Source organism: Agrobacterium sp. 22-226-1, assembly GCF_053522345.1.
In genome coordinates this window covers 354,773-379,614 of record NZ_JBNWCP010000005.1, presented here as the reverse complement: position 1 = coordinate 379,614, position 24,842 = coordinate 354,773, and the positions used below count along the sequence as shown (strand labels likewise).

Here is a 24,842-nt window from a genome sequence, read left to right as displayed (position 1 = left end):
TTAAGCGAAAACAGGCGAAAGAGACGGAATCTTCCGACATTTCGCCACGCGCCCAATGCCTGCCCTCCGGCCCTGACTGCAAATAGCGCGCAAGGAACCGTAACTTTGACGTCGGAGCATTTGCCTGCTCCTTACATACGGCTGTCAAAGTGCTGGGCCCTGCATTAGAAACGGCATATGAGACGCTTAAACACCACCCCAGATGCCGCAGGCCTGTTTGCATGACCAGAATGCCCGTTCCTATAAAGACCGAGTTGCCCGAACTTCCCGTCAGTGCCGTTCTCGGCGATATCGCCGGGGCTCTGGCCGGGGCGAAGCGCGCAGTTCTTTCTGCTCCACCGGGCGCGGGTAAAACGACACTGGTGCCGCTTCATCTTTTGCAGCAGGACTGGCGGGGGGACGGCAAGATCATTCTTCTCGAGCCCCGCCGGCTGGCCGCCCGAGCCGCAGCCGGGCGCATGGCCGCGCTGCTTCACGAGGATGTCGGGCAAACCGTCGGCTATCGCATGCGGCTCGACAATCGCGTCTCCTCGAAAACCCGGATAGAAGTGGTGACCGAAGGTGTGTTTGCCCGGATGGTTCTGGACGATCCTGAACTTGCCGGCGTTTCGACGGTGATTTTCGACGAGTTTCACGAGCGTTCGCTCGACGGCGATTTTGGACTGGCGCTTGCGCTCGACGTGCAGGGTGGGTTGCGCGACGATCTGCGTATCCTCGTCATGTCCGCCACTCTCGATGTCGAACGCATCAGCACGCTCATGGCAGGCGCGCCGGTCATTCAGAGCCTTGGGCGGACGTTTCCAATCGAGGTCCGTTATGAGGATCGTTGGCAGGGCGTGCCGATTGAAGAGAAAGTCACCAAGGCGATCACTGAGGCGCATGGATCGGAAACCGGCTCCATCCTCGCCTTTCTACCGGGACAGGCGGAAATTACCCGAACGGCCACGCGGCTGGAGGGACGTTTTCCCGCAGATACGGATATCATCCCGCTTTACGGCAACCTTTCGCAGAAAGAGCAGGATGCGGCGATAAAGCCGGCGCCGGCCGGACGGCGCAAGATCGTGCTGGCCACCTCAATCGCGGAGACCTCGATTACCATCGATGGCGTGCGTGTGGTGATCGACAGCGGATTGCAGCGACTACCTGTCTTCGAGCCGGCAACTGGAATCACGAGACTGGAGACAGTGCGGGTGTCGCGCGCTTCTGCCGACCAGCGGGCGGGTCGCGCCGGGCGAACGGAACCCGGTGTTGCGATCCGCCTGTGGCATCCGGGGCAGACTGCGGCGCTCAACGCCTTTACGCCACCGCAAATTCTGGCGAGCGATCTTGCCGGCCTTGCGCTCGATCTCGCCCATTGGGGTGTTCAGGATCCCTCTTCTCTTGCCTTTCTGGATATGCCCCCCGAAGCCGCACTTAAAGAATCGGTGGCGCTTCTTAAAAATCTGGGCGCGCTCGGCAGAGGCGGAGCGCTGACGCAGCGCGGCCATCTGATGCGCGGCCTTTCATTGCCGCCACGGCTGGCGGCCATGGCGATTGCGGCGGCAAGCGAAGGCGCGGGGAAAAAGGCGGCGATGCTCGCCGTCATGCTGACGGAACAGGGGCTCGGCGGAAACGATATCGATCTCGATGAGCGGTTGCGGCGCTTTCTTTCCGACAGAAGCGAAAGGGCGCAGGCGGCGCGCAAGCTGGCATCGAGGCTGTTCGACGCGATCGGCGACAAAACGGCGACCGCCGAGTTGCCGAGCGAGGCCGGCCCGCTGCTGCTGCATGCCTATCCGGACAGGATCGCGCTTCAGCGCGGCGCGCGGGGACGTTATGTGATGGCCAACGGGCGTGGCGCAGAGCTTGCCGAGACAGAACGGCTGGCGGCGAGCAAAATGCTGGTGGTTGCCGATATTACGGGGCGAGCGGCGCAGCCGCGCATCCTTGCGGCGGCAGGCATAGAGAGGAGCGATATAGAAGAGCGGATGCCGCACCTCATCGTTCAGCAGGACCAGCTGCTTTTCGACAAGGCGAGCGGCCAGGCGCGCGCGCGAAAGGTGACGCGGCTTAGCGCCATCATCCTCGATGAGACACCCCTGCCCCGTCCCGAGGGCGAGCAGGCGGCACAGGCGCTCGCCAATGGCGTTCGGGAATTCGGCATCGGCATTCTTCCTTTTTCGAAAGAGACGCTGCAGTTGCGCGACAGGATCGGCTTTCTGAACGCCAGTATCGGGGAGCCCTGGCCGGATGTCAGCGACGAGGCGTTGCTTTCGCGACTGGACGAATGGTTCGTCCCTTTTCAGAACGGTGCGCGCAGCCTGCAGGACATCCGGCCCGGCAGCCTCTCCGAAGGGATCCTGTCTCTGGTGCCGCATGAGGTAGCGCGCGATCTCGCCAAGTTGGCGCCGACGCATTTCGAAGCGCCGACGGGCCAGCGGCATCCCATTCGTTACGACGCCAGCGAACCGACGCTTTCCATTCGCGTGCAGGAGCTTTTCGGGCTGAGAGCCCACCCGTCCATTGCGCAGGGGCGGTTGCCGCTGCTCCTGGAATTGACCTCCCCGGCGCACAGGCCGATACAGACGACACGCGATCTTCCCGGCTTCTGGGCGGGGTCCTGGAAGGATGTGCGGGCGGATATGCGCGGGCGCTATCCACGGCATCCATGGCCGGAGGACCCGGCATCGGCCCTGCCGACCAGCCGTGCAAAACCGCGCGGGACGTGACGATGAAGAACGGGGCAAAGGAGATGACGGTGGCTGGCCATTCTATCGAAACCACGAGGCTCGGCCGCGCCAGCCGCAGGATAAGGCTGCAGACCATCGTCTGGCTGCGCTGGCTGGCGGTTGCGGGACAGACGGCAACGATCCTGCTTGTCGCTTTCGGGCTCAATTTCCCCCTGCCGCTTCTGGCCTGCGGCCTTCTGATCGCGGCACTCGCTCTTGCAAATCTGTTTCTTACCGCCCGTTTTCCCTCCACCTATCGGCTGGAGCCCTGGGAAGCGACATTGCTGCTGGCCTTCGACCTGCTGCAATTGACGGCGCTCATTTACATCACCGGCGGACTTTCCAATCCCTTCGCACCGCTGATCTGCGTGCAGGTCATCATCGCCTTTGCCTCCCAGCCGCTGCGGCATTCGCTCATTCTCCTCGGCTTTGCCGTCATCTGCTCGACCGCGATCGCTTTTTCGCCGTTTCCGGTTCCGTGGTATCCCGGTGAGGTTTTGCCGATCCAGCTTCTGTTGCATGTCGGCACCTGGGTCGCGATCATCGCCACAACCTCGTTTGCGGCCTTTTACGCCTATCGCGTTTCGCATGAGGCAAACCAGCTGGCGGATGCGCTGGCTGCAACCGAGCTCGTGCTGGAGCGGGAAAAACATCTATCGCAGCTGGATGGGCTGGCGGCGGCAGCGGCGCATGAGCTTGGCACACCGCTTGCAACCATCAGTGTCGTCGCGAAGGAGATGGAGCGGGAACTCGGAAACGACGAAAAATTCGGCGAAGATATAGCCCTGCTGCGCAGCCAGAGCGAAAGATGCCGTGACATTCTGCGCCGCCTCACTTCGCTTTCCGCCGACAATGAGGAGCACATGCGCCGCCTGCCGCTCTCCTCACTGATCGAGGAAGTGATGGCGCCGCACCGGGAATTCGGCATCCGCCTCGAACTCGTTGAAAAGAACAATCGCGCCGACGAGCCGGTCGGTATCCGCAATGCCGGCATCATCTACGGTCTTGGCAACCTCATTGAAAACGGCGTGGATTATGCACGGGAAAAGGTGACCGTGACGGTGGATTACGACCAGCAGAACGTCGCCGTCGTCATTGAAGACGATGGGCCGGGTTATGCCAATGACGTGCTTGCCCGTATCGGCGAGCCCTATGTGACCGAACGTCACAACGACACACGGGCGGGCGGGCTCGGGCTCGGGCTTTTCATCGCCAAGACCCTGCTGGAGCGCTCCGGCGCCACCGTCACCTTTGAAAATCGCGGCACGAGCGGAACCGGAGCGCGGGTCACAATCGTCTGGCCTCGGGCGCTTATGGACGATAAAAGAAGCCATTGACTTTACCATCCACGTTGAAGCGGCGATAAGAAGAAGAAGAAAAGCCGACGAAGTTGCCGGAAGGCCGGAAACATGAAGACAGAAGACCAGAACAACTCCACCAGCGCGCCAACGGACGACATCGACCCGATCGGACCCGACAGATCGCTGCTGATCGTCGATGATGACGGTCCGTTTCTGCGCCGGCTTGCCCGGGCGATGGAAACACGTGGCTTTACCGTCGACACCGCCGAGACGGTGAGCGATGGCATTGCCCGCTCCAAAGCTGCACCACCGAAATATGCGGTTGTCGATCTGAGGCTTGCGGATGGCAACGGTCTGGAAGTCATCGAGGCCATCAGGCAGAACCGGGACGATACGCAGATCGTCGTTCTGACCGGCTACGGCAATATCGCAACCGCCGTCACCGCCGTGAAACTCGGGGCGCTGGACTATCTGGCCAAGCCCGCCGATGCGGACGATGTGTTCAATGCGCTGACGCAGCGCAAGGGCGAAAAGACCGAAGTTCCCGAAAACCCGATGTCGGCAGACCGGGTTCGGTGGGAGCATATTCAGCGTGTCTATGAAATGTGCGAGCGCAACGTTTCGGAAACCGCCCGCCGGCTGAACATGCACCGGCGAACGCTGCAGCGCATTCTCGCCAAACGCGCGCCCAAATAACGGAAGTCATTCTCCGAAGCTGCGCCCGGTCGTCCATTCCGCCAGCATCAGCCGGGTCGCAGCGGTTCGCGAGAAATCCAGCATTACCGACTTGCGGGTTGCCGGCGGCAATTTATGCTCCGGCGCATCGCGCAGCATATGGGCGCCATATCCATCCGACAGGATCAGCCCGCATTCCTCCGGGAATATGTCGGTCGGCACTTCAGGATGGGTGGCGAAGAACAGCCGGTCGCAATGCAGACGATACTCCGGCCATTTGCGATCGACACGGAAATCCTCGATGGAGGATTTGATTTCGATGATCCAGATCTCACCCTTGACCGACAGGCTGATGAGATCGGCCCGTCGCCCGCTTGCAAGCGGCAGTTCGGGCAGCACCGAATGGCGCATTTCGTGCAGAAGCACCTGAACGCCGCGGCGCACCAGCATCGCCTTGTCCGACTGGCGACCGTCTATTAACGGATTATTGTTGGTAACGGAAAGAATAGTCATGGATAAAGGCTGCTGAAGCGTTTGGCCTATTGTTGCAAAAAGGCAATCAACCGGCAATTTTAAATGCCCGACCGTTTCGCGGCGGCGCAACGGCTTGCCAAGAGCGGCTGAATGGAAAATAACCGATTTATCCAATTAAGCCTACTCTTTCGCACAATTTGGCGAATTTTCCGCGAGAACGACATGCGCATCCGTACCCCATTGACCGCACTCGGTCTGACGGCAGCACTGGCTCTGGCCGGCTGCGCCGAAACTACCTCCCAATCCTCCGCTCCGACCTCCGGCAAGATCGCAGCGTCAGTACCGGTTGCTGACCCCGTTCCGGCGAAGGTCGAAACCGTCCAGATCTTCAACGATGTTTACGGTCCCGTGACCGATGCGGGCTATGCGCTGCCGGCCATTCCGATCAACCGCGTCAACGAGAAGTACCGCCGTCAGATCGTCGAATTCCAGACATCCGAACGTGCCGGCACCATCATCGTCAATACGCGTGAGCGTTACCTCTATTACATCCTCTCCGGCAACCGCGCGGTTCGCTACGGCATCGGCGTCGGCAAGGCAGGTTTCGCCTGGGCCGGTGAGGCCTATGTCGCCTGGAAGCAAGAATGGCCGATGTGGCATCCGCCCAAAGAAATGGCGGACCGTAAGCCGGAAGTCGCCAAATATGTCGAGGCTGGCATGGGTCCGGGTCTTACCAACCCGCTCGGCGCGCGCGCCATGTATCTCTTCAATGAAAAGGGACAGGACACGCTGTTCCGCATCCATGGTTCGCCCGAATGGGCCTCGATCGGCACCGCCGCCTCTTCCGGCTGCATTCGCATGATCAACCAGGACGTCATCGACCTTTACAGCCGCGTTCGTCCCGGTCGCAGCACCAAGGTCATCGTGATCCAGTAAAGATCACATACCAGACAAGAAAAAGCCGCCGTGGATTTCCCAGGCGGCTTTTTTGTTTCTCAGGACGGCTGACGGCCTCAGGCCGCCTGCTTGGCCTTCAGTTCCAGACGACGGCGGTGCAGAACCGGCTCGGTGTAGCCGTTCGGCTGTTCACGGCCCTTCAGCACCAGTTCGACAGCCGCCTGAAATGCCACCGAGCCATCGAAATCGGATGCCATCGGCAGATAAGCCGGATCGCCGGCATTCTGCGCATCGACCACGGCGGCCATGCGTTTCATGGTCTCGACGATCTGCTCCTGCGTCACGACGCCATGGCGCAGCCAGTTCGCCATGTGCTGCGCGGAGATGCGCAGCGTGGCGCGGTCTTCCATCAGCCCGATATTGTTGATGTCTGGCACCTTCGAGCAACCAACGCCCTGATCGACCCAGCGCACGACGTATCCAAGAATGCCCTGCGCGTTGTTGTCGAGTTCGCGCTGGATTTCTTCCGGCGTCCAGTTGGGACGCGGCGCAACCGGCACCGACAGAATGTCGGAGAGCTTCGCGCGACCGCGGCTTTTCAATCCTTCCTGCACGGCAGCAACATCGACCTTGTGATAATGCGTGGCATGCAGCGTCGCCGCCGTCGGTGACGGCACCCAGGCCGTATTGGCGCCGGCCTTCGGATGCGCGATCTTCTGCTCCAGCATAGCCGCCATCAAATCCGGCATCGCCCACATGCCCTTGCCAATCTGCGCATGGCCGGAAAGGCCGCATTCGAGGCCGATATCGACGTTCCAGTTCTCGTAAGCCGCGATCCATGCCGCCTGCTTCATGTCGCCCTTGCGGATCATCGGACCCGCTTCCATCGAGGTGTGGATTTCGTCACCGGTGCGGTCGAGGAAGCCCGTATTGATGAAGACGACGCGATCCTTTGCAGCGCGAATACTTTCCTTGAGGTTGACCGTGGTGCGGCGCTCCTCATCCATGATGCCCATTTTTATGGTGTTCTGCGCCATGCCGACAAGCTTTTCGACCCGGCTGAAGATTTCGTTGGCGAAGGCCACTTCCTCCGGCCCGTGCATCTTCGGCTTGACGACATACATGGAACCGGCGCGGGAATTCTGACGCCGCCCGGATGGACCGACATCATAGAGGGCGATCAACGCCGTGACGACGGCATCCATGATACCTTCAGGAACCTCACGACCGTCCCTGTCGAGGATCGCCGGATTGGTCATCAGATGACCGACATTGCGCACCAGCATCAGGGAACGGCCGGGCAGTGTGAGCGCAGAACCGCTGGGAGCGGTATAATAACGATCCGGGTTGAGGCTGCGGGTGAAGGTCTTGCCGCCCTTGGAGACTTCTTCGGTCAGGTCGCCGCGCATCAAGCCAAGCCAGTTGCCATAAACCAGCACCTTGTCTTCGGCATCGACGGCGGCAACCGAATCCTCACAATCCATGATGGTCGTGAGCGCGGATTCGAGAATGACATCGGAGATTCCCGCCTTGTCACCCTTGCCGATTTCGGTCGTGGGATCGATGACGATTTCGGTGTGCAAACCATTCTTGCCGAGCAGGATCGTTGCAGGCTTTGCCGCTTCGCCGCTGAAACCCTCAAACTGGGCTGCATCCTTGAGACCAGTCCTGGCGTCGCCGATAGCAAGCTGCAACAGGCCATCCTCGATCTTGAAACCGGTCACCTCGGACCAGCTTCCCATTTCCAGCGGAGCGGATTCATCGAGGAAGTTTCGCGCCCATACAATGACCTTTTCACCGCGCTTCGGATTGTACCCCCTGCCCTTCTCCGCACCGTCGGCGTCAGAAATAGCATCCGTGCCGTAAAGCGCATCGTAAAGCGAACCCCAGCGGGCATTGGCCGCATTCAGCGCATAACGCGCATTCATGACCGGAACGACGAGCTGCGGGCCGGCAACGGCGGCGATTTCAGGGTCGACATTGCTGGTTTCCACCTGGAAGTCGGGACCTTCCGGGAGCAGATAGCCGATTTCCTTCAAAAAGCCCTCATAGGCGTCAAAATTCACCGGCGCGCCATTCTGCCGATACCAGCCATCCAGCTTTTCCTGCAGAGCGTCACGCTTTGCCAGCAATTCGCGGTTCTTCGGAGAAAGCTCGTGAACAATGGTCGAAAAACCTTCGAAGAACGCCTCGCTGTCCAGACCCGTGCCGGGCAGGACGTCGTCAGTCAAAAAGGCATAAAGCCTGTCATCGATGGAAAGACCGAATTTATTCGTGCGGCTCACATGCGCCTCCTCTATTCTGAAGGCACAGATTGGACGCGGAAACGGCCGCTCGTCAATTGCAGCGGACAGCCAAATATTATTTCCATTTTGGAAACAATGCGGGCGATAGTCGCCTTTTTCTACAAAAGCGCCTGCAAATCCTTGATGCGGTCATTCACCAGCCAGCCGTAATAATTTTCCTCCGGCAATAAGGGCTGCTCCCCGCCTGAGGCGCGCTGGCGGTTCTTCTGGGCAAGCGCAGCAGCACGCTGCTGCGACCCGCCGACATTATAAAGCGTGGAGGTCACACCCGGATTTTTCGAAATATCCATGTCGGCAATAGATTTATAGTCGTCGATAGACTTGCGGATGGAGGCCGCCATGAAAGCGAGCGACCGGTCAGGGTCCATGATAGCGGTGTAGACGGCGGTGGCGTCGTTCTCATCCAGCTTCTCATAGCCCGAAGTTCTCGACACCATATCGGACAACATCAGCGCCGTCAGCGGGTTGATCTGGCCGAGGCCGAAGGTCTGGCCGGCATAAAAGGGCTGGAAAAATACGGCGCTGAAACGGTTGTTCGGGTAGGCGACACCATCGACCGTCTTGCCGCGGAAACTGTCTTCCCAGACATCTTCCCGGCAGTTCCAGAGGCTGTAAGAATCCTTTTTCGACTGGCATTTGGCAAATTGCGAATGCGTCAGGAACTGCGCGATGGTTTCGTCCTTGTAGCCAAAACGGAAGCTGTTGCCCGCGTAAGACGCCGCCTTGACGTAATAGGACTGCAGCCGGTCATAGGCGTCGACATTATAAGTGTGTTCGCCGACGATCGCGCCGATCATATGGATCGGATCGATGCCGTAGCGCCCGGCAGTCGACTTGATCTTGGCGATCAGCGCCTTGTCAGAGGACAGGAGGTCGATCACCTTCTGATACTTACGCTCGAAAGAGGTGTTGGACGCCTTTGTTCTTTTTGCGGAAGCGCCGGGAACGCCGGGCTGTTCGGCATTGCGATTGCCCGGTGGAACGACCGTCGCGGCTTCGACGTAAGAAGACGCGGTGACGATGAACGTCAAAGCAGCGGCAAATGCCAGAAGAGTTTTGCGCACGAGCGAATGCCTTTTCTCAAGCCTGCGGCTTCCGCCAGCGAAATACGCTGGGAAAACCGGATCATTCCACTAAAGCGGTTCCAACCGGAATGCAGCCCTTCCCATAAACAAAATGCGGGCTGAATGCGAGACAAGGCGGATAAAATAAAAGAGTGCGGCAAATATGGCCGCACTCTTCTTTCTCGTATCCCTGAAATCTTCAGAGAATATAGCGGGACAAATCCGTATCGGCGGCGAGATCGCCGACATGTTTGCGGACATATTCCTGATCGATCTTGACGGCGGAACCGCCGCGATCCGGCGCATTGAAGGAAATTTCGTCCAGAACACGCTCCATCACCGTCTGCAGGCGGCGGGCACCGATATTCTCAACCGAGGAGTTGAGATGAACCGCCACATCGGCCAGAGCATCGATTGCATCGTCGGTGAAATCGAGATCCAGTTCTTCCGTCGCCATCAGCGCCTTATACTGGCGAATGAGGCTTGCTTCCGTCTCCGTCAGGATGCGGCGGAAATCCTCCTTGGTCAGCGGCTTCAGCTCGACGCGGATCGGCAGACGGCCCTGAAGCTCCGGCAGAAGATCCGACGGCTTCGCAACATGGAAGGCGCCCGATGCAATGAAGAGGACGTGGTCGGTTTTGACCGGTCCATATTTCGTCGAAACCGTCGTGCCTTCGACAAGCGGTAGCAAATCGCGCTGCACGCCTTCGCGCGAGACGCCGGCACCCATGCCGCCGTCGCGGGCGGCGATCTTGTCAATTTCGTCGAGGAAGACGATGCCGTCATTTTCGACCGACTTCACCGCCTCGCGCTGGATCAATTCATTGTCGAGCAGCTTGTCGGATTCATCGCGGATCAGATCGGCATAGGATTTCGATACAGTGGTGCGCACTTTCTTGGTGCGTCCGCCCATAGCCTTGCCGAACATTTCCGACAGGTTGAGAACGCCGATATTGGCGCCCGGCATGCCGGGAATTTCGAAACCGGGCATGCCCGAGCCGCTATCCGCCACTTCGATATCGATTTCCTTGTCGTCCAGTTCGCCGTCGCGCAGCTTCTTGCGGAAGCTTTCACGCGTGCCGGGCGAGGCGGTTGCGCCAACCAGCGCATCAAGCACCCGCTCCTCGGCGCTCTGATGCGCCTTGGCCTGTACTTCGGCGCGCTTCTTTTCACGCACAAGGCCGATGCCGATCTCGACCAGATCGCGAATGATCTGTTCGACATCGCGGCCGACATAACCGACTTCGGTGAACTTGGTCGCCTCGACCTTGATAAAGGGTGCACCGGCCAGCTTGGCAAGGCGGCGGGAAATCTCCGTCTTGCCGACACCGGTCGGCCCGATCATGAGAATGTTTTTCGGCATGACTTCGTCGCGCAGGCTCTCATCGAGCTGTTGGCGGCGCCAGCGGTTACGCAGCGCAATCGCCACCGCACGTTTGGCCTCATGCTGGCCGATGATGAAGCGGTCGAGTTCCGAGACGATTTCCCGGGGAGAAAAAGTGGTCATTCTATCCTCTCGGCTTTCCTGTTCCGGCCGGCCATTCCGGCCCGGCCCACAGGACCCTTGGGTGAGAAAATTGGCTTATTCGGCGTCGAGCGTTTCGACGACGAGATTGTGGTTGGTATAAACGCAGATATCGGCGGCGATATCGAGCGACTGGCGCGCCACCTCCTCAGCCGATTTGTCCGTGTCCATCATGGCGCGGGCAGCCGCAAAGGCGTAGTTGCCGCCGGAACCGATGGCAATCGCGCCATGTTCCGGTTCCAGCACATCGCCATTGCCGGTGATGGCGAGCGTGGTGGATTTATCGGCCACCAGCATCATGGCTTCGAGATTGCGCAGATATTTATCCGTGCGCCAGTCCTTCGCAAGCTCTACGGCGGCGCGCATGAGCTGGCCCGGATATTGCTCGAGTTTCTTCTCAAGACGGTCAAGCAGCGTAAAAGCATCCGCCGTTGCACCGGCAAAACCGGCAATCACTTCACCCTTGCCGATGCGGCGAACCTTGCGGGCATTGCCCTTCATGACGGTCTGGCCAAGGCTTACCTGACCGTCGCCAGCCATGACGACCTTGCCGCCCTTTCTGACTGTAATAATTGTTGTCATCAAACACCTGTCTGCCCTGCCGGGCCTGCGGTTAACGGGCCGGGATGCGGCCCTTCTCGGGTTCTATGTAAGTTTGCTTTTTGCGATTGCAATCTTCGAGGCGACGCACCGTTTTGAGCATGTCAGGCAAGACGATGGAACAACTGGATATTTGTGTCCCGTGCTGATAAGGAACGGCAATATTTCCACGGAGCGGCCAAAATGGCAGAACGTAAAGGCGAGATTATCCGCAAGACCAACGAAACCTCGGTTTCGGTGCGTGTGGATATCGACGGCACCGGCAACTCGAAAATTTCCACCGGCGTGGGATTTTTCGACCATATGCTGGACCAGCTCAGCCGCCATTCGTTGATCGACATGGATATCGAGGTTCAGGGCGACTTGCACATCGACGACCACCACACCGTGGAAGATACCGGCATCGCCATTGGCCAGGCGATCGCGAAGGCGCTTGGCGACCGGCGCGGTATTGCCCGCTACGCCTCGCTTGATCTTGCCATGGACGAGACCATGACCAAGGCTGCCGTCGATATTTCCGGTCGGCCGTTCCTGGTCTGGAACGTCAATTTTTCCGCGCCGAAGATCGGCACCTTCGACACGGAGCTGGTGCGCGAGTTCTTTCAGGCGCTCGCCCAGAATGCCGGCATCACGCTGCATATCCTGAACCATTACGGCGCCAACAACCATCATATCGCCGAGACGTGCTTCAAGGCCGTTGCCCGCGTTCTTCGCACGGCAACCGAGATCGACCCCCGGCAGGCAGGCCGCGTTCCCTCCACGAAGGGCATGCTGGCCTGACGCCCAAGCTGTCAGGAAGCCCATGACAAGCTATCTCGTTCTGGAAGCCCCCAACGGGCCGGACAGGGACCACAAGACGACCCGCTTCATTGCCGATCGTTTCGTTTGGCTGGCTCTCATTGCGCCATGGTTATGGCTTGCGATCAACCGGCTGTGGCTGGCGACGGCCATCGTCGTCATCGCGCTCATCCTGGCCGGGCAGGTTTCGATATTAGCCGGATTCGAACCGGTTGGCCTTCTCTGCGGTTTCGCCATCGGGCTCATTACGGCGCTGGAGGGACGCAATTTTCTCGTTAGGCACCTGATCCGCAAAGGCTGGACGCTGAAGTCAGTCGTTTCCGCCCCTGATCTTTCGAGCGCCGAAGACATATATTTCTCCGGTCTCTCGGAAAACAATGACGCGCCGGAGCAGCTGTCGCACCCGGTCTGGACCTCTTCGCCGCAAAAGAGCGGTGACAAAAACTTCGTCAACGATCCCGCCGGATCGTTTCTTTTCGACTTGAATGGAAGGCGCTGACATGCGTGTCGCGATCATCGACTACGGTTCGGGCAACCTGCGTTCGGCCACAAAAGCTTTCGAGCGTGCCGCCCGCGAAGCCGGCATCAATGCAACCATCGACCTGACCGACAAGCCGGATCATGTCGCCTCGGCGGACCGCATCGTTCTGCCGGGCGTCGGAGCCTATGCGGATTGCCGTGCCGGCCTCGATGCCGTTCCCGGCATGCATGACGCACTCATCGAAGCCGTGGAGAAAAAGGCCCATCCCTTTCTTGGTATCTGCGTCGGCATGCAGCTCATGTCCTCGCGCGGGCTGGAAAAGACTGTCAGCAAGGGCCTTGGCTGGATCGAAGGAGATGTCGTGGAAATGACGCCGTCCGATCCGAGCCTCAAGATTCCGCAGATCGGCTGGAATACGCTGGAAATCCGCCACGCACACCCTCTTTTCGACGGCATCAAGACCGGCGCGGACGGGTTGCACGCCTATTTCGTGCATTCCTATCATCTGGCCGCCAAGCACTCGACGGATGTCATCGCCACCACCAATTACGGTGGCGCGATGACGGCTTTCGTCGGCCGCGACAATATGGCGGGCGCGCAGTTCCACCCGGAAAAAAGCCAGACGCTCGGCCTTGCCCTGATTTCCAATTTCCTGCGCTGGAAGCCCTGACATGATTCTTTTTCCCGCAATCGACCTTAAAGACGGCCAGTGCGTTCGCCTGAAACTCGGCGATATGGAGCAGGCCACCGTTTATAACGAGGACCCCGGCGCACAGGCCAAGGCCTTCGAAGACCAAGGCTTCGAATGGCTGCATGTCGTTGATCTCAACGGCGCCTTTGCCGGCCAGACGGTCAATGGCGAGGCGGTCGACGCCATTCTGAAAGCCACGAAAAACCCGGTGCAGCTTGGCGGTGGCATCCGCACGCTCGATCATATCGAAGCGTGGCTGAGCCGCGGGCTTGCGCGCGTCATTCTCGGCACTGTGGCGGTGCGCGATCCGGTTCTGGTTCTTGAAGCCTGCAAGCGTTTCCCCGGTCAGGTCGCCGTCGGCATCGATGCCAAGGGTGGCAAGGTCGCTGTTGAGGGCTGGGCGGAAGCGTCCGAACTCGGCGTCATCGAACTAGCCAAGCGCTTCGAAGGTGCCGGTGTCGCGGCCATCATCTACACAGATATCGATCGCGACGGCATTCTGGCCGGCATCAACTGGGCTTCGACGCTGGAACTGGCGGATGCTATTTCCATCCCGGTCATCGCCTCCGGTGGCCTCGCCGCCATCGACGACATCAAGCGCATGTTGCAGCCGGATGCCGCAAAGCTCGAGGGTGCGATTTCCGGCCGCGCGCTTTACGACGGCCGTATCGACCCTGCTGAGGCGCTTGCCCTTATCAAGGCTGCAAAGGACGTAAACGCATGACCCTCAAAGCCCGCGTTATTCCCTGCCTCGATGTGAAAGACGGCCGTGTCGTCAAGGGTGTGAACTTCGTCGACCTGATCGACGCCGGCGACCCGGTCGAGGCGGCGAAGGCCTATGATGCGGCGGGGGCCGATGAACTCTGCTTCCTCGACATTACCGCCTCTTCGGATAATCGCGACACGATTTTCGATGTCGTCTCGCGTACCGCCGATCATTGCTTCATGCCGCTGACCGTCGGTGGCGGGGTTCGCGCCGTCGCGGATATTCGCAAGCTGCTCCTTTGCGGCGCGGACAAGGTCTCGATCAATTCCGCAGCCGTCAAGGATCCGGATTTCGTAGCGCAGGCGGCCGACAAGTTCGGCAACCAGTGCATCGTCGTTTCCATCGACGCCAAGCGGGTTTCGAAGGATGGAGAAGAAGGCCGCTGGGAAATCTTCACCCATGGCGGACGCCAGCCGACGGGTATCGACGCCGTGGAATTCGCCATCAAGATGGTCGAACGCGGCGCCGGTGAATTGCTCGTCACCTCGATGGATCGCGATGGCACCAAGAGCGGATACGATATCGGCCTGACGCGCAGCATTGCCGATCAGGTTCGCGTGCCCGTCATCGCCTCGGGCGGCGTCGGCACGCTGGACGATCTGGTGGCGGGCGTGCGCGATGGCCACGCAACTGCGGTGCTCGCCGCCTCCATCTTCCACTTCGGCACCTATTCGATCGGGCAAGCCAAGACCTACATGGCAGAGCACGGCATCGCCATGCGTCTCGACTGATTGCAGGAATTTCCCATGAGCGCATTTTCCCTTTCCGATCTGGAACGCATCGTCGCGACCCGTGCCGCTGCCTCTCCTGACGAATCCTGGACGGCCAAACTGGTTGCGGCGGGCCAGGAGCGTGCGGCGAAAAAACTCGGCGAAGAAGCGGTCGAAGCCGTTATCGCGGCCATCGCGAAAGATCGCGACGGGCTGAAGAACGAGGCGGCCGATCTGCTCTACCATCTGCTGGTGGTGCTGAAGATCGCAGATATTCCGTTGGTCGACGTTTTTGCCGAGCTGGAGCGCCGTACGGGGCAGACCGGCCTTGCGGAAAAGGCAGCGAGGCCGACATCATGAATGTCGAGGCAGGCAGCGGGGAGAGAGGCATGCCGAGCACACTCGATCATTTCCGACCGGATGAATATTCGCCCTATCACTTCTTCAGTTCGGAAGAATGGTCGAAGTTTCGTGCCGATACGCCGCTGACGCTTTCCGCCGACGAGGTCAAACGTCTGCGCTCGCTGGACGACCCGATCGATCTGGACGAAGTGCGGCGCATCTACCTGTCGCTCTCGCGCCTCCTGTCATCGCATGTAGAGGCATCGCAGCTGCTGTTCGAGCAGCGCAACCGCTTCCTCAACATGGCGGATGTCAACAAGACGCCTTTTGTTATCGGCATTGCCGGCTCCGTGGCGGTTGGAAAATCGACGACGGCGCGTATCCTGAAGGAACTTCTGGCGCGCTGGCCCTCCAGCCCCAAGGTCGATCTCATCACGACAGACGGATTTCTTTATCCGAATGAGGTTCTGCGGCGGGAAAACCTGATGGAGCGTAAGGGCTTTCCCGAAAGCTACGATATCGGCGCGCTCCTGCGTTTCCTCTCGGCGATCAAGGCAGGCCAGCCGAATGTGAAGGCGCCGCGTTATTCGCACCTGACCTACGACGTTCTGCCGAACGAGTTCACTGTCATCGACCAGCCGGATATTCTCATCTTCGAAGGCATCAACGTGCTGCAATCGCGAGACCTGCCGGCGGGTGGACGGATCGTGCCGATCGTTTCCGACTTTTTCGATTTCTCGATCTATATCGATGCCGATGAGGGCCTCATTCACAACTGGTATGTGAACCGGTTCATGAATCTGAGGAAAACCGCCTTCCGCGATCCCAATTCATTCTTCAACCGTTATGCCTCGATTAGTGAGGAAGCGGCGCTGAGCATCGCCGAAGGCCTCTGGCAGAACATCAACCTGAAGAACCTGAGGCAGAACATCGTGCCGACGCGCCCGCGCGCCGATCTTATCCTTCGCAAGGGCAAGAACCACCTGATCGACACGGTAGCGCTTCGCAAGCTGTGAAGATGCCGCGCGTGGCGGCATCTCCGGCGGTCAAAACCCGTTGTTACGCAAGGTCAGGAATACGCAGAACCTGCCCGGGATAAATCTTGTCGGGATGCGTCAGCATCGGCTTGTTGGCTTCGAAGATGATGTTGTTCTTTGCGCCATTGGCCTTGCCGTACTGGGCTTCCGCAATCTTCCAGAGATTGTCGCCCTTCTTGACCGTGTAGAAGACGGGTTCTTTCGCCGGCGCTTCGGCCACTTTCAGCTCGCCAGCCTCGACCTTGGAAATGCCCAGCGTATTGCCGACCGCGATGACCGCCTTTTCGAAAACCGACTGATCGGCCACTTCGCCCTTCAGAACGACCTTGTCGTCCACCACCTCGACCTGAACCTTGTCCGTGCCGAGATCGTGGGAAGCGAGTTCCTTCTTGACCGCTTCGACATCTGGGGCATCATCGCCGCCGCCGATACCAAGCTTCTTTCCCGCTTCCTTGATGAAATTGAACAGACCCATAGCACCCTCCTTGGTTGTAGGGAGGCTTACCAGACGATATTTGAGGCTCTATGACAAGGGCGAAACATTTTGCCGGCCTAAAGCCTATTCACCTGACGGCTTGCCGCGCATTTTCTTGACATCCGAACGTCCGGACTTTGCCTTGAGGCGGCGCTCGACCGATCCCTTGGTGGGCTTGGTGGCCTTGCGCACCGGCGGCGGCGGGGCAGCGGCTTCGAGGATCAGTTCCTTCAGCCTTTCGCGCGCGTCTTCGCGATTACGTTCCTGGCTGCGAAACCGGCTTGCCTCGATCATCAGCACGCCGTCTTTCGACACGCGCCTGCCACCCAGACGCAGTGCATTGGTCTTTACCCGATCCGGAAGGGAGGGTGAACTGGCAATGTCGAAAAACAGCTGAACCGCCGTCGAGACCTTGTTGACGTTCTGGCCGCCCGGCCCACCGGCCAGCACGAATTGCTCCGTCAGCTCCCAGCCGGCGATGGTGATACGGTTACTGATGTAAAGCGGGTCGCTGGCCATGATCTTTCTCCGCGCCGGTGATGCCACAGATCGGCAGGAATGGAAACAGCAGGCCAAACGAAAGAACCCGGCACAAGGCCGGGTCCCCTCCTCCTCATAAATGAGGCTTCATTTATTCAGCCGCAAGCAAAAGGCCCGGCGCTGCATCGCGAACCTTGCTGTCGACGTGATCTTCGAACTTGGTGAAGTTCGTGACGAACATGGAGACCAGCTTCTTCGCCTGCGCGTCATAGGCTGCGCCATCGGCCCAGGTGGAACGCGGATCGAGGATCGCGCTATCGACGCCATCCAGCGACAACGGCACCGCGAAACCGAAATTCGCGTCCGTGCGGAATTCCGCATTCTTCAGGTCACCGGTCAGCGCTGCCGTCAGAAGCGCGCGGGTCGCCTTGATGGGCATGCGCTTGCCGATGCCGTAGGCACCGCCGGTCCAGCCGGTATTGACCAGCCAGCAATCCACGCCGTGCTTGCCGATGAGCTCACGCAGCAGGTTGCCGTATTCCGCCGGATGGCGCGGCATGAAGGGTGCGCCGAAGCAGGTGGAGAAGGTGGCTTCCGGCTCGGTCACGCCTTTTTCCGTGCCGGCGACCTTTGCGGTGTAACCGGAGAGGAAGTGGTACATGGCCTGTTCCGGTGTCAGCCGGGCAATCGGCGGCAGCACGCCGAAGGCATCCGCCGTCAGCATGATAATCGTCTTCGGATGGCCGGCAATGCCCGTTTCCGATGCATTCGGAATGAAGTGCAGCGGGTAGGCGCTGCGGGTGTTTTCCGTCAGCGAGTTGTCGTTGAAATCAGGAACGCGGTTTTCATCCAGTACGACGTTCTCAAGAACCGTGCCGAAACGGCGGGTCGCGGCGTAGATTTCAGGCTCGGCTTCAGCCGAAAGCTTGATCGCCTTGGCATAGCAGCCGCCTTCGAAATTGAAGATGCCGTGTTCGCCCCAGCCGTGTTCGTCATCGCCGATCAGCGTGCGCGACGGATCAGCCGACAGCGTGGTCTTGCCGGTGCCGGAGAGGCCGAAGAAAACGGCGGAATCACCCTGCGGACCGACATTGGCGGAGCAGTGCATGGGCATGACGCCCTTGGCCGGCAGCAGGTAGTTCAGCACCGTGAAGACCGACTTCTTGTTTTCACCGGCATAGGAGGTGCCGCCGATGAGAACGAGGCCGTTGGTCAGATCGCAGGCGATGACGGTTTCCGAACGGACGCCGTGACGGGCCGGATCAGCCTTGAAGCTCGGCAGGTTGATGATGGTGAGCTTCTGTTTGAAACCCGCCAGTTTCTCCTGCTTCGGACGGATCAGCAGATTGCGGATGAACAGCGAATGCCAGGCAAGTTCAGTGACGACGCGCGTCGGCAGCGCGTTTTCCTCATCGGCGCCGCCGATCAGATCCTGCACGTAAAGCGTCTTGCCGGCGGCATGGGCCAGCATGTCCTTGCGCAGCAGCTCGAAATTTTCCGGCGAAAGCGGCTTGTTGTTGTCCCACCAGATGGTGTTCTCGGTGGACGCGTCGCGGACGACGAATTTGTCCTTCGGAGAACGGCCCGTGTGCTGGCCGGTGACGGCGCGCAGCGCGCCATCGATGGTCAGTTCGGCCTCGCCATTGCGGATCGCCTCTTCGTATAATTCGCTCTCGTTGAGGTTATAAAAGACGCGGGAGGCCTCGCCCAGTCCGAGTTCCGCAACTCCATTGGCAGGATTATGAACCCCAAGCTCGTTCATGACGCGTTCCTTGTTAATGACGATAAGGACGTTGAAATTTCCTCGGAAAATACGTGGCAGCTTTTAGAAACGCAAGAGCCGCACTTTAAAAAACTTAGCAATTTCAATATATTAATCGATTTAAAAGATTTTATTTCTTTTTAAATCGGTTGAAGACGCATTAAAATCCAGCTGCGGCCTTTTCACAAAATCCGCTCCCGCCTGAGCGGCGATTTCGGAGCGAGTTTTCCTTTGCCACAATTTGTTCCACCTTTATACTCAAGAGAGTGGCTCGCGGCGCACAACCTTGGCTGGGTGAATGTCGGGAGTTACGAGAAAATGACGATGGAGACCAACTACATGCAGACGATCGCGCTTGTCGACGACGACCGGAATATTCTGACTTCGGTATCGATCGCGCTCGAAGCCGAAGGCTACCGGGTCGAAACGTATACGGACGGCGCTTCCGCGCTTGACGGGTTGATCGCCCGTCCGCCGCAGCTCGCCATTTTCGATATTAAGATGCCACGCATGGACGGCATGGAGCTTTTGCGGCGCCTTCGCCAGAAGTCGGACCTGCCGGTCATCTTCCTCACCTCCAAGGATGAAGAGATCGACGAATTGTTCGGCCTGAAGATGGGTGCGGACGACTTCATCACGAAACCCTTCTCGCAGCGCCTTCTGGTGGAACGCGTCAAGGCCATCCTGCGCCGCGCCAGCAGCCGTGAGGCGTCCGCCGCAACCGGCAGCGTGCTGAAGCCGACCGCCGATCAGCAAGCGCGCACGCTGGAGCGCGGGCAGCTCGCCATGGACCAGGAACGCCATACCTGCACCTGGAAGGGTGAGCCGGTGACGCTGACGGTCACCGAATTCCTCATCCTGCATTCGCTGGCGCAGCGGCCGGGCGTGGTGAAAAGCCGCGACGCGCTGATGGATGCCGCCTATGACGAACAGGTCTATGTGGATGACCGCACCATCGACAGCCACATCAAGCGCCTTCGCAAGAAGTTCAAACTGGTCGATGGCGACTTCGATATGATTGAAACGCTTTATGGCGTAGGATATCGCTTCCGCGAAGCCGCTTGAAGAAGCCGACTCGCGCAGAAGGGACCACCCGATATGGGGGTGGTGAGGACTTGAATACGTGTTGAAGAAAACGCCGGAAACCGTCTCGGACAGCGACGATGCCGAAGAACGCGGCAGCGAACGCCGCCATCGTATCCATCCGCTGACGATCATCCGGCGCATTTTCGGCAATGCGGTGTTTTCCAGCCTCACGCGCCGCATCCTTTTTTTCAACGTCGCGGCGACGGTGGTTCTGGTCGGCGGCATTCTCTATCTCAACCAGTTCCGCGAAGGGCTGATCGATGCGCGCGTGGAAAGCCTGCTGACGCAGGGCGAGATCATCGCCGGTGCGGTCTCCGCTTCCGCCTCGGTCGATACCAATTCGATCACCATCAATCCGGAAAAGCTGCTCGAATTGCAGGCGGGGCAGAGCATCACCCCCGCCCCCAATGACGAGGATTTGAGTTTCCCGATCAATCCGGAACGGGTGGCGCCGGTGCTGCGGCGGCTGATTTCGCCGACACGTACCCGCGCACGGTTGTTCGATGCCGACGCCAACCTGCTGCTCGATTCCCGTCATCTTTATTCGCGCGGCCAGGTGCTGCGCTTCGATCTGCCGCCAGTAACGCCGGAGACGCAGACCTGGGGCGACTGGTTCACCAGCATGTTCAACCGCATGCTGCAGCCGAGCAGCCTGCCGCAATATAAGGAAGCGCCGGGCGGCGACGGCTCGATCTATCCGGAAGTGATGAATGCGCTGACGGGTGTGCGCGGCGCGGTGGTGCGCGTCACCGAAAAGGGCGAGCTGATCGTTTCAGTCGCCGTGCCGGTGCAACGCTTCCGGGCGGTGCTCGGCGTTCTGCTGCTCTCCACGCAAGCGGGCGATATCGACAAGATCGTGCATGCGGAGCGCCTAGCCATCATGCGTGTCTTCGGCATCGCCACGCTGGTCAATATCGTGCTGTCGCTGCTCCTGTCCTCGACCATCGCCACGCCGCTGCGACGGCTTTCGGCGGCCGCAATCCGCGTGCGCCGCGGGGCGAGAACCCGCGAGGAAATACCGGATTTCTCGGCGCGCCAGGATGAGATCGGCAATCTTTCGATTGCGCTGCGTGAAATGACGACGGCGCTTTACGACCGTATCGACGCCATCGAAAGCTTCGCCGCCGATGTCAGCCATGAGCTCAAGAACCCGCTGACCTCGCTGCGCAGCGCCGTGGAAACCCTGCCGCGCGCCAAGACCGAAGAGTCGAAACAGCGCCTGACCGAAATCATCTTCCATGATGTGCGCCGTCTCGACCGCCTCATCAGCGACATTTCGGATGCCTCGCGGCTCGACGCGGAACTGGCGCGCGCCGACGCCTCGCCGCTCGATCTCGATGTGCTGATGAAGGGTCTGGTGGACATATCCCGCCAGATCAGCACCAAGAAGAAAAGCGTGACGATCGACTATGTTGTCGACCGGAAAGCGGGCGCGAAAACCTCCTTCGTGGTGAATGGCCACGACCTGCGTATCGGCCAGATCGTCACCAACCTCATCGAGAATGCGCGCTCCTTCGTTACCGAGGAAAGCGGTCGCATCACCGTGCGCCTTTCCCGTCACAAGGATCGCTGCATCGTGCAGGTGGAGGACAACGGGCCCGGCATTCAGGCCGAGGATATTGACCGGATTTTCGAGCGCTTCTACACCGACCGGCCGGCGAGCGAAGGGTTCGGACAGAATTCCGGTCTTGGCCTTTCGATCAGCCGCCAGATCGCCGAAGCCCATGGCGGCAGTCTGCGGGCAGAGAATGTGGTCGACAAATATGGCGTGATATCAGGCGCGCGCTTCACCCTGTCGCTGCCCGCGGCCGAAACCCATGAACGCTGAACGCTTCAACCTGCATGCAACCGCCGTCGTTGTTCAAAACACCGGCATCCTTTTCACGGGGCCGTCAGGCAGCGGCAAAAGCGAGCTTGCCTTCAGCTTCCTGACGGAGGCGGAACGGTGCGGATTGCCGGCCGCATTGATCGCGGACGATCAGATTTTCGTGTATCGCGAGGGTGAAAACATCATCGCCGAGCGGCCGGAAGCCATCGCCGGCCTGCTGGAATTGCGCGGCAGCGGCATTGTTTCACTTAAAAGCATTGCGCGCGCGCCACTACATTTCGCCGTAACAACAGTTGTTTCGCCCGAAAATCCGAGACTTCCCGAAGATGACGAGATGTTGTCGCTGCCTTGCGGCGGGCAGCTTCCACTTCTGCGCATTCCGCTTTCAAGTGTTACGCCCTATGGAAAATTTGCTGCACTTGCTCAGAATCTTTTTGAAACGAATGTGAAGTGACGATGATTCGGGCGATTTTAGGCTTGCGATTCGCATTTTCCTCATCAAGATGAAATCCCACCGATGGACAGGATTGCCGCGTTGCGATAGTCGGCAATGAGAGTGCGTGTGCAAGGGAGCATTTCATGATCGGACTAGTGCTTGTCACCCATGGCAAGCTGGCTGAGGAGTTTCGTCATGCGTTGGAGCATGTCGTCGGTCCCCAGAAATTGATCGAGACGGTCTGTATCGGTCCCGAAGACGACATGGATCAGCGCCGGCAGGATATCATCGACGCCGTTGCACGCGCCAATGACGGCAATGGCGTGATCATCCTGACGGACATGTTCGGCGGCACGCCCTCCAATCTCGCGATTTCCGTCATGAATAACGGCAATGTCGAAGTCATCGCAGGGGTCAATCTTCCCATGCTGATCAAGCTTGCCGGTGTTCGCAGCGAAGATAATATGGACAAGGCCCTTCAGGACGCATCCGATGCCGGCCGCAAATATATCAACGTCGCCAGCCGCGTTTTGAGCGGCAAGTGAGAAGTCAGCCCATGTCGCCATTCTCCCGGGAACTACCGATCATCAACAAACGCGGTCTTCACGCTCGGGCTTCTGCTAAGTTCGTGCAGATGGTCGAAGGTTTTGACGCGACGATCACGGTTTCCAAGGATGGCATGACCGTTGGCGGCACCTCCATCATGGGCCTGATGATGCTGGCGGCCAGCCCCGGATGCAGTGTTTATGTCGAGGCGAGCGGCAATCAGGCGAAAGAAGCGCTGGAAGCACTGGAGGCGCTTGTCGCCGACCGCTTCGGTGAAGAAGCCTGAGCCGGCACCATATAAAGACATAAAGACTTCTTTATATCATCATTGCCAGATCGTTCGTGGCCTGCTAAACCGCTGCTACGTTTAAGAGCCGGGCCGCAAGGCGCGGCGTTTCTGATCTGGAGAACTTCATGAGCCTTGAGAAGGACTACATCGTCGCCGATATCAACCTTGCCGCATTCGGCCGCAAGGAACTGGACATCGCCGAAACCGAAATGCCGGGCCTGATGTCCTGCCGCAAGGAATTCGGCGAAAGCAAGCCGCTGAAGGGCGCACGTATCACCGGTTCGCTTCACATGACGATCCAGACCGGCGTTCTGATCGAGACGCTCAAGGAACTCGGCGCGGACATCCGCTGGGCGTCCTGCAACATTTTCTCGACGCAGGATCATGCAGCGGCGGCCATTGCGGCAGCCGGCATCCCGGTATTCGCCGTCAAGGGTGAAACCCTGACGGAATATTGGGAATATACCGACAGGATCTTCCAGTGGGCCGATGGCGGCCTCTCCAACATGATCCTTGACGATGGCGGCGACGCCACCATGTACATCCTGCTCGGCGCACGCGCTGAAGCTGGTGAGGACGTTCTTTCCAATCCCGGTTCGGAAGAAGAGGAAATCCTCTTCGCGCAGATCAACAAGCGCCTCAAGGCTTCGCCCGGCTGGTTCACCAAGCAGCGCGACGCGCTGAAGGGCGTCACGGAAGAAACGACGACCGGCGTTCACCGTCTTTACGATCTCAGCAAGAAGGGCCTGCTGCCCTTCCCGGCGATCAACGTCAATGACAGCGTCACCAAGTCGAAGTTCGACAACAAATACGGCTGCAAGGAATCGCTGGTGGACGGCATTCGCCGCGCAACCGACGTGATGATGGCCGGCAAGGTTGCCGTGGTCTGCGGTTACGGCGATGTGGGCAAGGGTTCGGCGGCATCGCTGCAGGGCGCCGGCGCCCGCGTGAAGGTCACCGAAATCGATCCGATCTGCGCGCTTCAGGCCGCCATGGACGGTTTCGAGGTCGTTCGTCTGGAGGACGTGGTTTCCTCCGCCGATATCTTCATCACCACCACCGGCAACAAGGACGTGATCCGCATCGAGCATATGCGCGAGATGAAGGACATGGCGATCGTCGGCAATATCGGCCACTTCGACAACGAGATTCAGGTCGCATCGCTGCGTAACCTGAAGTGGACGAACATCAAGCCGCAGGTCGACATGATCGAGTTCCCGAAGGGCAACCGCATCATTCTTCTGTCCGAAGGCCGCCTGCTGAACCTCGGCAACGCCACCGGTCACCCGTCCTTCGTCATGTCGGCCTCCTTCACCAACCAGGTGCTGGGCCAGATCGAGCTCTTCACCAAGCAGGGCGAATACAAGAACGAAGTTTACGTGCTTCCCAAGCACCTCGACGAGAAGGTTGCGCGCCTTCATCTCGAGAAGCTTGGTGTGCGCCTGACCGAACTTTCCGACCTTCAGGCAGATTATATCGGCATCCCGAAGGAAGGTCCGTTCAAGGCCGAACACTACAGATATTAATTTCATAGTTAATATCCACTGAAATTACACCATATCTAG

The 24,842-nt window shown here is 59.4% G+C and carries 25 protein-coding genes; 17 read left to right on the top strand and 8 right to left on the bottom strand.

Annotation, left to right across the window (positions count from 1 at the left end; all coding sequences use genetic code 11):
• The first annotated feature begins 221 nt into the window (after window positions 1-221).
• From hrpB to ACQZ5K_RS11895, 3 genes are all read left to right on the top strand, one after another.
• Window positions 222-2,708, top strand: a complete 2,487-nt coding sequence (hrpB, locus tag ACQZ5K_RS11905) for an ATP-dependent helicase HrpB (RefSeq protein WP_448740456.1) — start codon at window positions 222-224, stop codon at window positions 2,706-2,708.
• 29 nt (window positions 2,709-2,737) lie between these two features.
• The gene (actS, locus tag ACQZ5K_RS11900; RefSeq protein ID WP_137004403.1) at window positions 2,738-4,045 is read left to right on the top strand and encodes a two-component system sensor histidine kinase ActS; all 1,308 of its coding nucleotides are present in this window, start codon (window positions 2,738-2,740) and stop codon (window positions 4,043-4,045) included.
• A gap of 72 nt (window positions 4,046-4,117) precedes the next feature.
• The gene (locus tag ACQZ5K_RS11895) at window positions 4,118-4,705 is read left to right on the top strand and encodes an ActR/PrrA/RegA family redox response regulator transcription factor (RefSeq protein WP_080815397.1); all 588 of its coding nucleotides are present in this window, start codon (window positions 4,118-4,120) and stop codon (window positions 4,703-4,705) included.
• Window positions 4,706-4,711: 6 nt separating this feature from the next.
• Here ACQZ5K_RS11895 and ACQZ5K_RS11890 read toward each other — a convergent pair whose 3' ends face one another.
• On the bottom strand, window positions 4,712-5,197 hold the full coding sequence (locus ACQZ5K_RS11890) for an MmcB family DNA repair protein (protein WP_004444350.1): 486 nt from the start codon (window positions 5,195-5,197) through the stop codon (window positions 4,712-4,714).
• 183 nt (window positions 5,198-5,380) lie between these two features.
• Between ACQZ5K_RS11890 and ACQZ5K_RS11885 the strand changes: the two genes are divergently transcribed.
• A complete protein-coding gene (locus ACQZ5K_RS11885; RefSeq protein ID WP_003521204.1) occupies window positions 5,381-6,094 on the top strand; it encodes a L,D-transpeptidase in 714 nt (237 codons plus the stop codon).
• A gap of 77 nt (window positions 6,095-6,171) precedes the next feature.
• Here ACQZ5K_RS11885 and ACQZ5K_RS11880 read toward each other — a convergent pair whose 3' ends face one another.
• The 4 genes from ACQZ5K_RS11880 to hslV all read right to left on the bottom strand — a co-directional run bounded on the left by ACQZ5K_RS11880 (window position 6,172) and on the right by hslV (window position 11,532).
• A complete protein-coding gene (locus ACQZ5K_RS11880) occupies window positions 6,172-8,340 on the bottom strand; it encodes a malate synthase G (protein WP_448740455.1) in 2,169 nt (722 codons plus the stop codon).
• Window positions 8,341-8,459: 119 nt separating this feature from the next.
• A complete protein-coding gene (locus ACQZ5K_RS11875) occupies window positions 8,460-9,425 on the bottom strand; it encodes a DUF1402 family protein (RefSeq protein ID WP_448740454.1) in 966 nt (321 codons plus the stop codon).
• A gap of 199 nt (window positions 9,426-9,624) precedes the next feature.
• On the bottom strand, window positions 9,625-10,932 hold the full coding sequence (hslU, locus tag ACQZ5K_RS11870) for an ATP-dependent protease ATPase subunit HslU (RefSeq protein ID WP_448740453.1): 1,308 nt from the start codon (window positions 10,930-10,932) through the stop codon (window positions 9,625-9,627).
• Between the two features lie 75 nt (window positions 10,933-11,007).
• Entirely contained in the window at window positions 11,008-11,532 is a 525-nt protein-coding gene (gene hslV / locus ACQZ5K_RS11865) for an ATP-dependent protease subunit HslV (protein WP_003521197.1), read from the bottom strand.
• Window positions 11,533-11,733: 201 nt separating this feature from the next.
• Between hslV and hisB the strand changes: the two genes are divergently transcribed.
• Genes hisB through coaA form a run of 7 tightly spaced genes read left to right on the top strand, consistent with a single transcriptional unit; the run spans window position 11,734 to window position 16,354 of the window.
• Window positions 11,734-12,330: an imidazoleglycerol-phosphate dehydratase HisB gene (gene hisB / locus ACQZ5K_RS11860; protein WP_448740452.1), complete on the top strand. Its 597-nt coding sequence runs from the start codon at window positions 11,734-11,736 to the stop codon at window positions 12,328-12,330.
• A gap of 22 nt (window positions 12,331-12,352) precedes the next feature.
• Window positions 12,353-12,847: a DUF2628 domain-containing protein gene (locus ACQZ5K_RS11855; RefSeq protein WP_448740451.1), complete on the top strand. Its 495-nt coding sequence runs from the start codon at window positions 12,353-12,355 to the stop codon at window positions 12,845-12,847.
• A gap of 1 nt (window position 12,848) precedes the next feature.
• Complete coding sequence (gene hisH, locus ACQZ5K_RS11850; protein WP_031233376.1) at window positions 12,849-13,499, top strand: imidazole glycerol phosphate synthase subunit HisH; 651 nt, start codon at window positions 12,849-12,851, stop codon at window positions 13,497-13,499.
• A gap of 1 nt (window position 13,500) precedes the next feature.
• Window positions 13,501-14,244 carry a 1-(5-phosphoribosyl)-5-[(5-phosphoribosylamino)methylideneamino]imidazole-4-carboxamide isomerase gene (hisA, locus tag ACQZ5K_RS11845; RefSeq protein ID WP_448740450.1) on the top strand — a complete coding sequence of 248 codons (744 nt, stop codon included), beginning with the start codon at window positions 13,501-13,503 and terminating at the stop codon, window positions 14,242-14,244.
• Window positions 14,241-15,017 (top strand): imidazole glycerol phosphate synthase subunit HisF, encoded by a 777-nt coding sequence (hisF, locus tag ACQZ5K_RS11840; RefSeq protein ID WP_142174377.1) that lies wholly within the window; start codon window positions 14,241-14,243, stop codon window positions 15,015-15,017. Before hisA ends, hisF begins: the two co-directional genes overlap by 4 nt.
• Window positions 15,018-15,032: 15 nt before the next feature.
• Window positions 15,033-15,356 carry a phosphoribosyl-ATP diphosphatase gene (locus ACQZ5K_RS11835; protein ID WP_003521191.1) on the top strand — a complete coding sequence of 108 codons (324 nt, stop codon included), beginning with the start codon at window positions 15,033-15,035 and terminating at the stop codon, window positions 15,354-15,356.
• Window positions 15,353-16,354, top strand: coding sequence for a type I pantothenate kinase (gene coaA / locus ACQZ5K_RS11830; protein ID WP_020808714.1), 1,002 nt, complete (start codon window positions 15,353-15,355; stop codon window positions 16,352-16,354). Before ACQZ5K_RS11835 ends, coaA begins: the two co-directional genes overlap by 4 nt.
• 43 nt (window positions 16,355-16,397) lie before the next feature.
• Here the strand turns inward: coaA and lysM are convergent, their stop codons facing one another.
• From lysM to ACQZ5K_RS11815, 3 genes are all read right to left on the bottom strand, one after another.
• The gene (lysM, locus tag ACQZ5K_RS11825; protein ID WP_003492864.1) at window positions 16,398-16,850 is read right to left on the bottom strand and encodes a peptidoglycan-binding protein LysM; all 453 of its coding nucleotides are present in this window, start codon (window positions 16,848-16,850) and stop codon (window positions 16,398-16,400) included.
• An 84-nt stretch (window positions 16,851-16,934) separates the two neighbouring features.
• On the bottom strand, window positions 16,935-17,369 hold the full coding sequence (gene arfB / locus ACQZ5K_RS11820) for an alternative ribosome rescue aminoacyl-tRNA hydrolase ArfB (RefSeq protein WP_448740449.1): 435 nt from the start codon (window positions 17,367-17,369) through the stop codon (window positions 16,935-16,937).
• Window positions 17,370-17,481: 112 nt separating this feature from the next.
• Window positions 17,482-19,092, bottom strand: coding sequence for a phosphoenolpyruvate carboxykinase (locus tag ACQZ5K_RS11815; RefSeq protein ID WP_003521186.1), 1,611 nt, complete (start codon window positions 19,090-19,092; stop codon window positions 17,482-17,484).
• Window positions 19,093-19,431: 339 nt separating this feature from the next.
• Between ACQZ5K_RS11815 and chvI the strand changes: the two genes are divergently transcribed.
• From chvI to ahcY, 6 genes are all read left to right on the top strand, one after another.
• A complete protein-coding gene (gene chvI, locus ACQZ5K_RS11810) occupies window positions 19,432-20,157 on the top strand; it encodes a two-component system response regulator ChvI (RefSeq protein ID WP_003505377.1) in 726 nt (241 codons plus the stop codon).
• 58 nt (window positions 20,158-20,215) lie between these two features.
• The gene (chvG, locus tag ACQZ5K_RS11805) at window positions 20,216-22,006 is read left to right on the top strand and encodes a two-component system sensor histidine kinase ChvG (RefSeq protein ID WP_078052255.1); all 1,791 of its coding nucleotides are present in this window, start codon (window positions 20,216-20,218) and stop codon (window positions 22,004-22,006) included.
• Window positions 21,996-22,460 carry an HPr kinase/phosphorylase gene (locus ACQZ5K_RS11800; protein ID WP_448740448.1) on the top strand — a complete coding sequence of 155 codons (465 nt, stop codon included), beginning with the start codon at window positions 21,996-21,998 and terminating at the stop codon, window positions 22,458-22,460. Before chvG ends, ACQZ5K_RS11800 begins: the two co-directional genes overlap by 11 nt.
• A gap of 125 nt (window positions 22,461-22,585) precedes the next feature.
• Window positions 22,586-22,987, top strand: coding sequence for a PTS sugar transporter subunit IIA (locus ACQZ5K_RS11795; protein ID WP_003505374.1), 402 nt, complete (start codon window positions 22,586-22,588; stop codon window positions 22,985-22,987).
• 11 nt (window positions 22,988-22,998) lie between these two features.
• Window positions 22,999-23,274, top strand: coding sequence for an HPr family phosphocarrier protein (locus ACQZ5K_RS11790; RefSeq protein ID WP_003521181.1), 276 nt, complete (start codon window positions 22,999-23,001; stop codon window positions 23,272-23,274).
• 128 nt (window positions 23,275-23,402) lie between these two features.
• Window positions 23,403-24,803, top strand: coding sequence for an adenosylhomocysteinase (ahcY, locus tag ACQZ5K_RS11785; RefSeq protein ID WP_448740447.1), 1,401 nt, complete (start codon window positions 23,403-23,405; stop codon window positions 24,801-24,803).
• Window positions 24,804-24,842 lie beyond the last annotated feature (39 nt).